This window comes from Anabaena subtropica FACHB-260 (assembly GCF_014697105.1).
In the GTDB taxonomy this organism is placed as follows: Bacteria; Cyanobacteriota; Cyanobacteriia; order Cyanobacteriales; family Nostocaceae; genus Trichormus; species Trichormus subtropicus.
The window spans coordinates 19857-32879 of sequence record NZ_JACJRF010000010.1 but is presented as its reverse complement, the minus strand read 5'-3'; the positions used below and the strand labels follow the sequence as shown (position 1 = coordinate 32879).

11 protein-coding genes and 1 pseudogene are annotated in these 13023 nt (G+C 40.6%); 7 read left to right on the top strand and 5 right to left on the bottom strand.

The window, feature by feature from the left end:
* Positions 1–241 precede the first annotated feature (241 nt).
* Positions 242–988 (top strand): hypothetical protein, encoded by a 747-nt coding sequence (locus tag H6G18_RS08140; RefSeq protein WP_190406589.1) that lies wholly within the window; start codon positions 242–244, stop codon positions 986–988.
* A gap of 107 nt (positions 989–1095) precedes the next feature.
* On the opposite strand, the gene truB is transcribed toward H6G18_RS08140, so the two are convergent.
* A complete protein-coding gene (gene truB, locus H6G18_RS08135) occupies positions 1096–1974 on the bottom strand; it encodes a tRNA pseudouridine(55) synthase TruB (RefSeq protein ID WP_190406588.1) in 879 nt (292 codons plus the stop codon).
* A 273-nt stretch (positions 1975–2247) separates the two neighbouring features.
* Between truB and H6G18_RS08130 the strand changes: the two genes are divergently transcribed.
* The 5 genes from H6G18_RS08130 (at position 2248) to H6G18_RS08110 (ending at position 7890) form a co-directional block, all read left to right on the top strand.
* On the top strand, positions 2248–2619 hold the full coding sequence (locus H6G18_RS08130; RefSeq protein ID WP_190406587.1) for a hypothetical protein: 372 nt from the start codon (positions 2248–2250) through the stop codon (positions 2617–2619).
* A 211-nt stretch (positions 2620–2830) separates the two neighbouring features.
* On the top strand, positions 2831–3592 hold the full coding sequence (locus H6G18_RS08125) for a glutathione peroxidase (RefSeq protein WP_190406586.1): 762 nt from the start codon (positions 2831–2833) through the stop codon (positions 3590–3592).
* A 172-nt stretch (positions 3593–3764) separates the two neighbouring features.
* Positions 3765–4970, top strand: a complete 1206-nt coding sequence (locus tag H6G18_RS08120; RefSeq protein WP_190406585.1) for a glutathione S-transferase family protein — start codon at positions 3765–3767, stop codon at positions 4968–4970.
* A gap of 563 nt (positions 4971–5533) precedes the next feature.
* On the top strand, positions 5534–7039 hold the full coding sequence (locus H6G18_RS08115; protein WP_190406584.1) for an FAD-dependent oxidoreductase: 1506 nt from the start codon (positions 5534–5536) through the stop codon (positions 7037–7039).
* Between the two features lie 302 nt (positions 7040–7341).
* A complete protein-coding gene (locus H6G18_RS08110; protein ID WP_190406583.1) occupies positions 7342–7890 on the top strand; it encodes a DUF4334 domain-containing protein in 549 nt (182 codons plus the stop codon).
* 424 nt (positions 7891–8314) lie between these two features.
* Here the strand turns inward: H6G18_RS08110 and H6G18_RS08105 are convergent, their stop codons facing one another.
* Complete coding sequence (locus tag H6G18_RS08105) at positions 8315–8953, bottom strand: histidine phosphatase family protein (RefSeq protein WP_190406582.1); 639 nt, start codon at positions 8951–8953, stop codon at positions 8315–8317.
* Positions 8954–9253: 300 nt separating this feature from the next.
* Between H6G18_RS08105 and H6G18_RS08100 the strand changes: the two genes are divergently transcribed.
* Positions 9254–10477 carry a flavin monoamine oxidase family protein gene (locus H6G18_RS08100; RefSeq protein ID WP_190406581.1) on the top strand — a complete coding sequence of 408 codons (1224 nt, stop codon included), beginning with the start codon at positions 9254–9256 and terminating at the stop codon, positions 10475–10477.
* A 16-nt stretch (positions 10478–10493) separates the two neighbouring features.
* Here H6G18_RS08100 and H6G18_RS24695 read toward each other — a convergent pair.
* From H6G18_RS24695 to mtnA, 3 genes and pseudogenes are all read right to left on the bottom strand, one after another.
* Positions 10494–10598: pseudogene (locus H6G18_RS24695) on the bottom strand (serine/threonine protein kinase); the annotation flags it as partial.
* Positions 10599–10607: 9 nt separating this feature from the next.
* Positions 10608–11783, bottom strand: a complete 1176-nt coding sequence (locus tag H6G18_RS08095) for a GNAT family N-acetyltransferase (RefSeq protein WP_190406686.1) — start codon at positions 11781–11783, stop codon at positions 10608–10610.
* A gap of 84 nt (positions 11784–11867) precedes the next feature.
* On the bottom strand, positions 11868–12911 hold the full coding sequence (gene mtnA / locus H6G18_RS08090) for an S-methyl-5-thioribose-1-phosphate isomerase (RefSeq protein ID WP_190406580.1): 1044 nt from the start codon (positions 12909–12911) through the stop codon (positions 11868–11870).
* Positions 12912–13023 lie beyond the last annotated feature (112 nt).

Genomic DNA, 13023 nt, shown 5'->3' with positions numbered 1-13023 from the left:
ATGGCTACGCTCCCGTAAGGGATACCAAAATCAAATATGAGTTCTATATATCCTTAGGCATTTAATCCAACTGGTCTATTGTCTTGCTGAGGATATGAAATCATCCTTGACAGTTCCAGGTAATTGCACATTTGTCAAAATGGGGTTCATTACTTCATTTTAATTGTGGCGCAAGTGTGGGCGACGCTATTTTACTTGGAATGTACTGCTAATCAATTTGTAGGCAAAAATAATGTTGAAAATGAAAGGTTTTAAGCTTGCAAAATTATTAATTGCTAGCCTGACACTCTTAGTATCTATTCCTCGTCCTGGAATAGCAGCACCCAATATATGTGGAGACTTGGGCGATAATCGCTATACGAATTTCAGAGATAATGGCCCTGGAAAAAGAAACCGTGGCTATGTGTGTTTTGTCGTCAAAGACAACCCTAATTTAAAAGGCGTATTGACTTTAAAGCATCTAAATAACCGTGGAAATTGGGATATTTTAGTCGGTACAAGTTTTGATCCCACCTCCCTGAAGGTTCATAATCTAATTAATTATCAAAATAACCGTGGCAGTGTTGATGAATTGGTGTGGCTTCCTGGTAATAGTCATAAAGAGTATGTAGTTGTTGCATTTCCCAATTCCAATACACCATCCAATGCTTGTCTAGTTTTTCATAGGTTTAATAATAACGAAATTATAGGTCAAGCATTGGTTGAAGCTCTAATTAAAGAAGGAATTAGAAATATTTTCAGACCTAATAACCTAAATCAAAAAGACAAAGCTCAATTTGACCGTAGCGTAAGTGTTGGGTTTTCCATATTGACCAGGAATAATCTTGCAGATATAGGATATGATGCGGTACTTAACGAGATTAATATTCAGCTTACTAATCTTTTTGGAACCGACTCTTGGTTGCTTGACTTTGGTGTAAGCTATTTTGGCAACTATATCAAAGAATCTGGGAAATTTTTGTTTGATAAAAATATGAGATGTAGCTGAATAGACGATACGCAGTCCACATCCCAGATGGTATGAATATCTGACACAATATCCTGATCAATGAGGAATTGGCACAAGGCGATCGCACCTAAGATATTCAAATCTATTTAAGAAATTGGTTCAAAAACCATCTGAGGAATTAACACACCCTCTTGCAATTCCCCAATTCCCAAAAAACGAGTGTCTGTTTCATAAACTCGCACTTTACCAGCAATTTCTGAGGTAAAGTCAATTCGTTGTCCCTGACACCATTTTTGTGCAGATATAGTTGGTAAAGTGACGGATGGTAAATATTGTAAGGCTGTATCGGCAGGAGTTGCTTGAAATATACCAGCTTGCAGTTGAGTTTCTAAGTCTGTAAAGGTGAGACTATCTGTTAAATTGAAGCCACTGCTATGAGTACGGATTAAAGCGGCGAGAGTTCCACCTGTGTTGAAAACTGCACCTAAATCACGAGCGATCGCTCTAATATATGTACCACTACCACAGGCGATCGCCACGTCTAATTCGGGAAAATTCCCTTCTCGCCAATCTAAAACTTCTATACTAAAAACTTCTACAGTCCGCGCAGGTACTTCTATTGTTTCACCTTTACGTGCCAAATCATACAAGCGTTTTCCCTCCACTTGAATCGCACTGTAAATGGGAGGTATTTGTTCAATCTTGCCGGTAAATTTGGAGAGTGCAGCTGTCACCTCAGACAAACTCAATCCTATACAAGGTTGAGAAGTAATAATTTCTCCCTGTAAATCATCCGTTGTAGTCCGCACACCAAAGCGGATAGTGGCTTTATAGGCTTTGTCTCCTGGGAGATATTGCAATAATCTTGTAGCTTTGCCAATGGCGATAGGTAACACCCCAGTAGCGGCTGGATCTAATGTTCCAGCGTGTCCCACACGTTTGAGGCGTAACAGTTTACGCACCCGCGCTACACAGTCGTGGGAAGTCCAACCAAATGGCTTGTCTAAATTAATAAAACCTTGCACAGTTTAATTTCGTGGTTTGTAGATAAGCCATAATACCAATTCAAAATTCAAAATTAAAGAATTTCTTCCCCTGCGCCTCTCTAATAAGTGTAGGTTTTTAAAGGCGCAATCAGTGATGACTATAAAACTAACGAAATAATCATAGTTTTATCAATCCACCCCTACACCCTAAACCCATTTTTTTGAGAAAAGCGTAAAAAACCTAAACCTGTGAGGCTCCTCTTCTCCCCTAGCTTTGTTGATAGACTAAAACAAATTATTGAGGAAGCGTTAATGGCAAAGCCAAACGGGGTTAAAAGTGAAACTGCACAGGAATTGCCTACAGTGTTAGAAAATGACAATTCCTCTGAACCTGTGGAAGATACCCAAGATATTGATCATATTTTGAATTCACTAAAATCCTTACTGAGTACTGTAGAAAAACTGCAAAAAGTTCGGCAGGAAGTGGGGGATATTAAACCTTTAATCGGGCGGATGCTGGATGGGGAACTAGTTACAGGTGAAGAGCTTGAGCAACTTAAGACTGGTGTCAGTAGTTTATCTCGCTTGGTTCGTGCTTACAGTGACCACCAAGCAGCACTGACTAAAGCACAACCAGCTAGACAATTACTCGATCAAGTGTTGAAAGAGCGCAAAGCGGATTGAAACTCTTTACTAGTCATAGTTTGTGGACGTTATGGCACGGTTACGCCCATCAATAAAAATTCTACTAGCGATCAGCTCAGCTGAGCTGATCGCCATCCGTTAGGGGTGTAACCAACTCAATTCCGATTATTGACAAATATACTCATAACGACTACGCTTAAAAGTAAGAGACAATCAAAAATAAAATTTCATCAGCTAGGGAATTAAATTTATGTTTTCCAATCGAGAAGGCCAGAAAGTTCCTCAAGTCACTTTTCGAACTCGTCAAAACAACGAATGGGTTAATGTAACAACCAGTGATTTATTCGCAGGTAGAACAGTCGTAGTCTTCTCTTTACCTGGTGCATTCACACCAACTTGTTCATCGACTCACCTACCCGGTTACAACGAGTTAGCTAAAGTCTTTAAAGAAAATGGTGTTGATGAAATTGTCTGTGTTTCTGTCAATGATGCTTTTGTCATGAACGAATGGGCAAAAAGCCAAGAAGCAGAAAATATCACTCTACTCCCTGATGGCAACGGTGAATTTACTGAAGGCATGGGAATGCTAGTAGATAAAGCAGACTTGGGTTTTGGCAAACGTTCATGGCGTTATTCCATGCTGGTGAAAGATGGTGTAATTGACAAAATGTTTATTGAGCCAAATGTACCTGGTGATCCATTTGAGGTATCTGATGCTCAAACAATGCTCAATTACATTAACCCCCAAGCAGCAAAGCCAAAATTAGTTTCCCTGTTTACTAAAGTTGGTTGTCCTTTCTGCGCTCGCGCCAAAGCTGCGTTAGAAGAATATGGCATAGAGTACGAAGAAATTACCTTGGGTAAAGGCATTACAACCCGCTCTCTACGTGCTGTCACAGGAGCAACAACAGTTCCTCAAGTCTTTATTGATGGTCTATTAATTGGTGATTCGGAAGCTCTTTTAAACTATCTTAATCTTAATGTGAGCAAACCAGAAAAAGTAGGGGTTTAAAATCTCCTTCCTACTGCAATTCAGCGATACTCGCATTAATTAACTCGCTGAATTGCAGTAGCATCTATAGCAGAGACTTCTCTCCGTACCTCTAGTGATGTTCAGATAATTCTTATTGAAAATATTGTAGAGTCAAGAAAAGTCTTAAGTATTGACCTACGCAACTCACCCTATGACTACTGCACCCTTAAGCTGGCAAGAACTAGAAACCCTCACGGACTATCAAATAGATACCGTTAATGGTCTCACCAACGCTAAAGCCCGGTTGCGCTTGTTTGGACAGCCCGAATCTGATGTGCGGGTAACGCTGTACCGCGATAACCACGCTTGGTGTCCTTACTGTCAAAAAGTGTGGTTATGGCTAGAGGAAAAGCAGATTCCCTACCGCATCGAAAAAGTGACAATGTTCTGCTATGGGGAGAAAGAAAGTTGGTACAAACGTAAGGTACCATCAGGAATGCTCCCTGCTATCGAGCTAGATGGACGGATTATTAAGGAAAGCGATGATATTTTGATCGCTTTGGAAAAGGTTTTTGGACCATTGAGCCAAGGAATGGAAGACCGCACGGTGCTTCCTCTACGTCAATTAGAACGACTTTTATTTAGAGCCTGGTGCGCTTGGCTGTGCTATCCAGCAATTTCCCCTCAACAGGAAAAACGCAACCGAGAACAATTTATCGGCGTGGTGGCTAAAGTCGAGGAAGCTCTAGGCCGCACCCCAAGCCCTTATTTTCTAGATAGCTTCGGCATCGTCGATGTCATTTTTACGCCCTATGTAGAACGAATGAATGCGAGCCTTTACTACTACAAAGGCTACTCACTGCGGGAAGAAAACCCTCGCTTGAGCGCATGGTTTGCCGCAATGGAAAGCCGACCTACCTACTGCGGTACCCAGAGCGACTTTCACACCCACGTACATGATTTGCCGCCCCAGATGGGGGGCTGTTGGGAAAACGGCGAAACCCAGATGCTGATCAATAAAGCGCGGGTAGATAACGGTCCCTGGTTCGGGTTACCAGATGTTACTTATCCAGAACCCGAAAACTCCCGCATGGAAGCGCTTCAACGAACTATCGAACACCGGATCAATATTATCCGAGTCAACCCCTTAGATGATGAATTGTTTGATCAAGCCTTACGTTGTGCTTTAACACACATGATGACCGGTGAAGACTGTGTACCTCCATCGGGATCTGATGTAGCTCTAAGATATTTGCGCGATCGCATTAATGTACCTAGAGATATGTCTATCTACGCAGCCAAGCGATTGAGGGAATCCCTGGAGAAAACCGCAGCCCTTGCCGGTGATGGGCAGCCAGCACCCATTCCCACTAAGCATCGACTAGATCAAGACCCGTCTAACTTTGTCAGAAAGTAGGATTCATGCACCCATCTTGGCAGATCGTGTAACTCTCCCAGTTAACAGTGAACATTCATCTTGGTTGCCAGCTTTGACATACCGATTCTCTACAGCGATGGCCTTCAGCAAGACATGGCAACACAGGATTTACAGCCTCTGCAAAATTACATAATTTTGATGTCTTTATTCTAACTTTTAAAATAATAGTTAGGAATTAAAAATAGATTTTTTTTGAATATTTACCTATAACTTAAGACTAGTATGTATTTTCAAACTTATTACTCAAAACTATCCATAAGGTAGTATTATTTCATAGTCTAAAACATATATAAAAGAATTGATAATATTAATAACAGATGAATCATGCAAAAAGTCTTTTTTCCTCTTATTTCTATTTTTTGTGTTCTCTGCGGTTATTTATGTTGTGATTAGTGCGTAAATTTGAAGATAAAATTAATGTAATTTACACATGAAATTTGACTAAATTAGTAATCAGTAAACCTAAATTTTTTAAGTCTTATTCTTAAAAAATAGTTTGGTCATCAAAGTATTGTATTTATCCAACAAGTAACCGAAAAAATATGCCTACTATCTCAGGAAAACACATTTCTTATTGGATTGACTCAACACCTACAACTAACTTTCCATCACTGAGCAAAAATCTATCTGTAGATGTGGCCATCGTTGGCGCAGGCATTGCAGGAATCACTGCTGCCAGATTACTTAAACGTGCAGGTAAAACCGTTGCGGTAATTGAATCGAGACAGATATCTACTGGAGTTAGCGGTCATACTACAGCTAAAATTACTTCGCTTCACCAATTAATTTATGCAGATTTAATTAAAAATCATGGTGAAGAAAAGGCACGCATATATGCACAGTCAAACCAAGCAGCATTAGAATTCGTTGCTAAAACAGTTGCAGAAGAACAAATTGATTGTGATTTTAGTCGTCAAAATGCCTATACTTTTGCAGAGACAGACGATAATCTCAAAGACATTGAAAAAGAGGTAGAGGCAGCACTAAAATTAGGGCTACCCGCAACATTTGTTTGTGAAACTTCTCTACCTTTCCCTGTAGCTGGTGCTGTTAAGTTTGAGAACCAAGCACAATTTCATTCTCGCAAATACCTGTTACATTTGATCAAGCAAATTCCTGGTGATGGAAGTTACGTATTTGAAAATACAACCGTAGAGAAGGTAGAGGAGAATAATCTTTGCCAAGTTACTACTAATAAGGGAATCATTCAGGCACAGGATGTCATAGTTACAACCAATATCCCCATTACTGATGAGGGGTTATTTTTTGCGAAAACTTATCCCAAACGTTCTTATATAATTGGTGCGCGGATTGCAGATGAAAAAGCTCCTATAGGAATGTACATAGGTTCAGGAGAAAAATACTACTCCATTCGGACTACTCCTCATAAAGGTGGATTATTGCTACTTGTTGGTGGCGGTGGTCATAAAGTGGGAACAGTAGAAAATACTGAAGACAAATATCTAGATTTGGAAAATTATGCCCGTTCTCGCTTTGGTGTTGATTCCATTGATTATCGTTGGTCTACTCAGGACTTTGTATCTTTTGATCAAATACCCTATATAGGAAAATTGACTCCTTTAAGCAAACATACTTTTGTAGCAACTGGTTTTAGTCTGTGGGGTATGACTAAAGGAACCTTATCGGGAATAATACTTGCAGATAAAATTTTAGGGATTGAAAATCCTGCTGCCGATTTATACGATGCAACTCGCGCCACTCCTTTTGTCCAGATAGAAGGTATAAAACAAAATTTGCAAGTCGGTACTCATTGGATAGGAGATCGTCTCAAGGGATTGAATAAATCTCTGGAAGATGTCGCAATTGGTGAAGGAAAAGTAGTCACTGTTGATGGTGATAAGGTAGCCGCTTACCGAGATGAGACAGGAAAAATACACGCTGTTTCTGCGGTGTGTTCTCACTTGGGTTGTGTTGTTGCTTGGAACAGTGGTGAGAAAAGTTGGGACTGTCCCTGTCATGGTTCACGTTTCAGTTGCATTGGGGAAGTATTGCATGGGCCGACAGTGAAAGATTTAAAGAAGTTCTAGGTATGAAGCAATAGCTAAAACTATTTTGCTTTATAACAACATGATCTAAAGCACCGTCAACCAATCACACACCACCGACTTAGACCCGTCCGCAAAGCTAACAACCACCATATACTGCCCCAAATACCCATTCCAAAACGGCTCTTTCTCACACTTACCATTAAATAGTCTCTTGGAGGTGTGAGATGAGATCAGCGAGCCTATCAAGTACCCATCTACTATCAAAGGCTTGAGATCAAAGCATGAGAGAATGAGCATTAAAAGCTCGTTCCGGCAAAATTGCGGTTACAAGGAGAACAAAAATGGAAACATTAGAAAATTATCATTTAATTTTGAACACGGGTAACACTACGACAGAAAAAGCTTTAGAACTGTTTGACGCTCTTGAACCCGTAAATTTAGAGTTTATGTTTGGTCTGTGGCAAGGATCTGGATTACATACAAATCATCCAATAGATGGTTTATTAGAGATTTCAAATTGGTATGGCAAGGAATTTATAGACTCTGAAAATGTTCATCCTTTATTATTTTTAGATAACCAAGAAAAAATTTTTCGTGTTGCACCTAATCCTACTTTAATGGACTGGGTTTTAAAATTACCGATACCTAAAAATAAATCTCTAAGACCATTACTAGTGTCAATGAATTATTTAATGAAAACCGATAACAGTCAAGCAAGACTGAGAATGATGGAGTATAGAGGAAGAGTCTCTGCTACAATGATTTATGATTATTTACCGATCAATGATTATTTTAGAAAAGTAGATGAAAATACTGTGTTAGGCATTATGGATTATAAAAACCTACCTCAACTTTACTTTTTTATTCTTAAGCGAGTTGTTAACTTATAATTCTGGTCTGCTGGCATCTTTTTTTGAAAAATTTGTTACTTTACCTATAAACAGGTTATTCATTATTGCTTGACCAGAAGGTTTTTTTGTTTAAAAACCTGTTTAAACTAGCTAATTACTATTATCGTCAACACTTCTTCAAACACCACTAGAAATTAAACTTTAACCAACTCTATCACCAAACAAGTAAGACAGATGATTACAAAGCCTTACATGAAAGTGAGTAAGCAAATCATCACTTATATGAGATTCAGCATGGATAAGTTATTTTCCCGGACTGAAAGCCTAGAAACAACATCCAGGGAAATTTCTAGGGAAACCGAAAATTCCCCAATATAAAGATAAAACCAAAGGAGTTAGATTTTGTTGCCGTGAACGCAGATATCATGTCAATAGTTTCTTGACAAACTACTAGTCGGGACTATTATGTTCCTGGACGAGAGCGAAGATCATCGGGTATATGATGGCGATCGCCTAATATTTCTAACAAAGGGCCATTAACGTCAAATTTAACCATACTTACCGACGCGACCAAAATATTCACCCGATAGCGATAGCGTCCCAAATCAATTCCCAGTAAACTGCAAAGCATAATCCGAATCGTGGCTTTATGGGAAACTACTAAAACATTACCCTGGGGATGTTTTTCTTGAATCTCAGCAATTACAGGCATAGAACGGTTAGCAATATCTACCGCAGTTTCTCCACCTAGTGGTGCATTCCAAGCGGGTTCTGTCACCCATTTTAAATAGTTTTGGGCGTAATTCTCTTGAGCAAACGATTTACTCTTAGCTTCCCATTCGCCGTAACTACCTTCTCTAAGCCCGTCACGCAACTGCATCTCCATACCGATAGCATCACAAAATGGCTTGGCAGTTGCAATTGTGCGCTTCATCGGGCTGACATAAACCGCTTCCCACTTCAATTTTTGATAAACATCGGCAAAACTCTCTGCCATCTGTAACCCTTGGGAGGTCAATTCCGCATCAGTTTCACCGCAGAAATTACCACTTTGACTAAAAGTAGTTTCTCCATGTCGTAGTAAATATAAATTGAGTGTCATAGCTTGTATTGCGATGGAAATAAAGGAGTTTGTGCAACAATAAAATACCATCAATCTGGCAATCGAGTATGTTACACCACGACAAAGTAATCAACCAAAAAAGTCAATCAACCACAAACTTTTGAAATCGAAGATAAAAGTAGCAGTTTCAGCTATTCACAGCTTATATTTAATACCTTTGCCAATTTACGAGAATTAAACGCCTGTAGAAACGTTATGAATGCGTCCTAAAGCAGTAAGCTTGGTAAAAAGAATACCCTAAAAAATTGCTTTTCTTCCCTAATCACTAGTTCCGCCTCTATGTTCAACCTGAATCGTCGTCAGTTTTTATTGCGGAGTACTCTCGCCATCGCCGCAACTGTAACCTACGATCAAGTACAAGCCCAAAAACCAACTTCTCCCGGCGCTTTACCCAAAGGACTGCCGCATCGAAAGGTGATCATTATCGGTGCAGGTATTTCCGGTTTAGTGGCAGCGTATGAATTAACAGCAGTCGGTCATGATGTCACTATTTTAGAAGCAAGGAAAAGTGTGGGTGGTAGAGTTTTGACCCTGCGAGGAGTTTTCCAAAAAGAGGATTTAGTAGAACTTGGAGCGGCTAGAATCCCACCAAATCATCATTTAACCCTTGATTACATCAAACATTTTGGTCTAAGACTTTCACAATTTGCGCCGACATCTGGGAAATATCTCACGATGAAGGATGGAAAACGTATATTAGTCGCAGCGAAAGAACTATTTCAAAATCAACCACAAATCCGTACTCAAGAGATTCAAAAACTGACGGATGGATTTGATCTACTTCCCCAAGCATTTGCCCAAGCATTGACAGAAAAAATTAAACTTGATGATTCTGTTACTCGAATTGTACAAACATCTAATGGTGTTGAAGTGTCGTGCTTGTCAGGGCAACGATATTTTGGTGATTGTGTGTTGTGTACTGTCCCGTTAACCGTTTTAAATCAAATTACTTTTTCACCTGACCTATCTCCAGCAAAAAAACAGGCGGCCGCAGGAGGATATAACTATCGAGCAGCAACTCGTTGCTTTGTTAAATTCCCTAATCGGTTCTGGGAAAAAGATAACTTAAACGGGTGGGGATCTTTCGAGGATGAAGAGCTGTGGCATACTACTTGGGATAAACCTGAAAATACAGGTATTCTTCATGCCTATCTAAAAGGAGAAAAAGCTCTTGAGATAGATGCTTTTGAGGGCAAAGCTCAACAGGCTAAATTACTCCAGCATTGGGAGGAGATTTTACCTGGGGTAACTAATTACTCTGTGCGATCGCACTTTTATTCATGGACGAAAAATATCTGGTCAAAAGGGGGTTGGGCCTATCCAACAGATGAACAGGAGAAGAAACTATTTCCAGAATTAGGGAAGTCAGAAGGAAAGATTTATTTTTCTGGAGAGCATACGTCCAAGACGAGAGGCTGGCTTCAAGGAGCGTTAGAATCTGGACTCAAAGCTGCTAAAGAAATTCATCTGGCTGGCTCTACCGTTCCCTTTATGAAAAGGTGACACCTTATACTCCACCGTAGCTTTTTACTACACACTCAGGATACTCAGGGTGATAAACTACTGCGGCATAATTTCCTTTACCCAGCAACCGCCAAGGTTGTGGAATATAGTTGACCCCCACACGCCTAGATTAAAAGAAATCAACCATCCAAGGGGATTCACTGGCAAAGATTTGTGTAGCTGTTAGGAGTGCTGTTTCTGTAGCATTGAGTTTTCCTGTTAGCTGCAACTGACGGGGTGTAAATAAACCGGTATACAAGGGTGCTAATCCTCTAATGTCTAGCTGTAATTCACCTTTACCACCTTGAGTTACTTTACCTTTGCAATTGGCAACAGATAAGATAAATTTACCGTTGTTGGCAGTTAAAAGGTCATCTTGCACCTCTAAATGTAATTCTGCGTCCACTCCTGAAGGATAACCCCGCGCCTCTAGTGCTTTGCACACATCAACGATTCGTAACATCCAGCGATCTTGATTTTTGATTGTGGCGCTGTGTTCTGGTAGGAGTAATGTCAACGCATCGACTACAGAACTCTTCCAAAGTACTTTGTCAATTTGGGAACGATGATTGGCAATAAACGACCAAAAGCTTTGTACAGCAGCATTGGAAAGCATTACCCAATCTCTAATTCTGAGAATTGTGTCATCTTTGGTTCGTTCTTGAGTAAAGATGATGTAACCTTGGGGTTGGTCTTTGTCACCAATTAAGTAACTATAGAGAGTTTCTGAATCAGATGTCCGCATTAATCCTTGCCAAATAGCAGGATGTCGGTCTAAATATCCATGAGTGAGTTGTGCCTGTTGTTGATATAACTCACGAAAGAAGGTTTGATTTTTAGGAATGATAGGTTCTACGGGTAAAGGCTGCTGTCGGATTTGAATACTTTCAGCCGAAATTTCCCATACGCAAGAAGTCCCGGCTTGTTCATACCCGGCTTTACGGTAAAGGCGTTGTGTCGCTGGATAGAGAACCGAAATAGGAATTTCTTGCTCAGAGATATCTTGGAGAGTATGCTGGATGAGAGCGATCGCCGCTCCATCTCCCCGATATTCTGGCGCAATACCCACAGCCGCAATCCCCGCCATTGGTACACGCTGACCCCCCCACCACTGACCCATCGGCAGAATTGCCAATCCACCTGCAACTATGTCTTCTCGATAAATAACACGAAAGTTTTCTAACCCAATGCCTTTGGCATAGATTTTACTGTCACCAGATGACATGACAAAACACTGTTCAAGGATAGACCCCAGTTGTTGAATATCCCCTTGACTAGCCCTGGTGTATTTAAATCGAGGTGTCATCATCGGTGAACCAAATTAAATGAGTAATGAGTAATGAGTAATGAGTAATGAGTAATGAGTAATGAGTAATGGGTATTTACTCATTTAAGCCGCAAATTGTTTTTGTAATTTGATTAAATCACCAGGAGCAAATGCACCATTCTCTGTGATGATGGCTGTAATTAACTCGGCTGGAGTGACATCAAAAGCAGGATTGTAAAATTCCACGCCTAAGGGTGTCAGCATAGTATCCCCGACTTGATAAATTTCTACTGGATTGCGTTCTTCAATGGGGATTTGACTACCATTGGATAATTCAAAATCAACAGTAGAGAGAGGTGCAGCCACGAAGAAAGGAACGTGATGTGCTTTGGCTATTATTGCTAAACTATAAGTGCCAATTTTATTAGCAGCATCACCATTAGCAGCAATTCGATCAGCACCGACAACGACAGCATGAATTAAACCCTGTTTCATGCAATGGGCTGCCATATTGTCAGTAATCAGCGTTACGGGAATACCTTCTTGCACACATTCCCAGGTAGTGAGTTTTGCACCTTGCAGACGAGGACGGGTTTCATCAGCAAACAAACGTTCTAACCTTCCCTCGCGCCAAGCTGAACGGACAACTCCCAAGGCTGTACCATAACCAGCCGTAGCTAAAGCCCCGGCATTGCAATGGGTGAGCAATGTGAGTTTTTCTGGTGTTTTGGGTAAGACAGCCAAGCCATTGTCGCCGATCGCCTGACAGGTTTGCAAATCTTCTGCATTGATAGCTTGGGCTGTTTGTAAGAGTTTTTCTTTGATTTGGGCAACTGTTCCTAAAGTTTCGTGGGCAGTTTTCAGCATCCGACTAATTGCCCAAAATAAATTTACCGCAGTGGGACGAGTTGCCCGCAATAACTCAGCGACTTTTTCCAACTGTTGCAAAAACTTAGAGCGATCGCTTGTTTGAATTTCCCTAGCCCCCAAATACATCCCATAAGCCGCCGCCACACCGATAGCAGGCGCACCTCGAACAATCATGGTTTTAATCGCCTGGGCCATATCTTCACTACTATGAATTTCTACAACCACATACTCATTAGGTAAACGAGTTTGATCAATTAGTAAGACTGAATTATTTTGCCAAATAACGGGATAAATCATAAGTGGTGAGTGCTGAGTTGTGAGTGCTGTTAGTGGTAGCGGGGCGTGTAGCCGATGCTGAGTAGAGGGGGAGTGAGGATAAATTATGTTTTTCCCCTGCTCCCTGCTCCCT

Coding starts and splice junctions, on each gene's coding strand:
- H6G18_RS08140 (WP_190406589.1), top strand. CDS start 242: ATGAAAGGTTTTAAGCTTGCAAAATTATTAATTGCTAGCCTGACACTC.
- H6G18_RS08130 (WP_190406587.1), top strand. CDS start 2,248: ATGGCAAAGCCAAACGGGGTTAAAAGTGAAACTGCACAGGAATTGCCT.
- H6G18_RS08125 (WP_190406586.1), top strand. CDS start 2,831: ATGTTTTCCAATCGAGAAGGCCAGAAAGTTCCTCAAGTCACTTTTCGA.
- H6G18_RS08120 (WP_190406585.1), top strand. CDS start 3,765: ATGACTACTGCACCCTTAAGCTGGCAAGAACTAGAAACCCTCACGGAC.
- H6G18_RS08115 (WP_190406584.1), top strand. CDS start 5,534: ATGCCTACTATCTCAGGAAAACACATTTCTTATTGGATTGACTCAACA.
- H6G18_RS08110 (WP_190406583.1), top strand. CDS start 7,342: ATGGAAACATTAGAAAATTATCATTTAATTTTGAACACGGGTAACACT.
- H6G18_RS08105 (WP_190406582.1), bottom strand. CDS start 8,953: ATGACACTCAATTTATATTTACTACGACATGGAGAAACTACTTTTAGT.
- H6G18_RS08100 (WP_190406581.1), top strand. CDS start 9,254: ATGTTCAACCTGAATCGTCGTCAGTTTTTATTGCGGAGTACTCTCGCC.
- H6G18_RS08095 (WP_190406686.1), bottom strand. CDS start 11,783: ATGACACCTCGATTTAAATACACCAGGGCTAGTCAAGGGGATATTCAA.
- mtnA (WP_190406580.1), bottom strand. CDS start 12,911: ATGATTTATCCCGTTATTTGGCAAAATAATTCAGTCTTACTAATTGAT.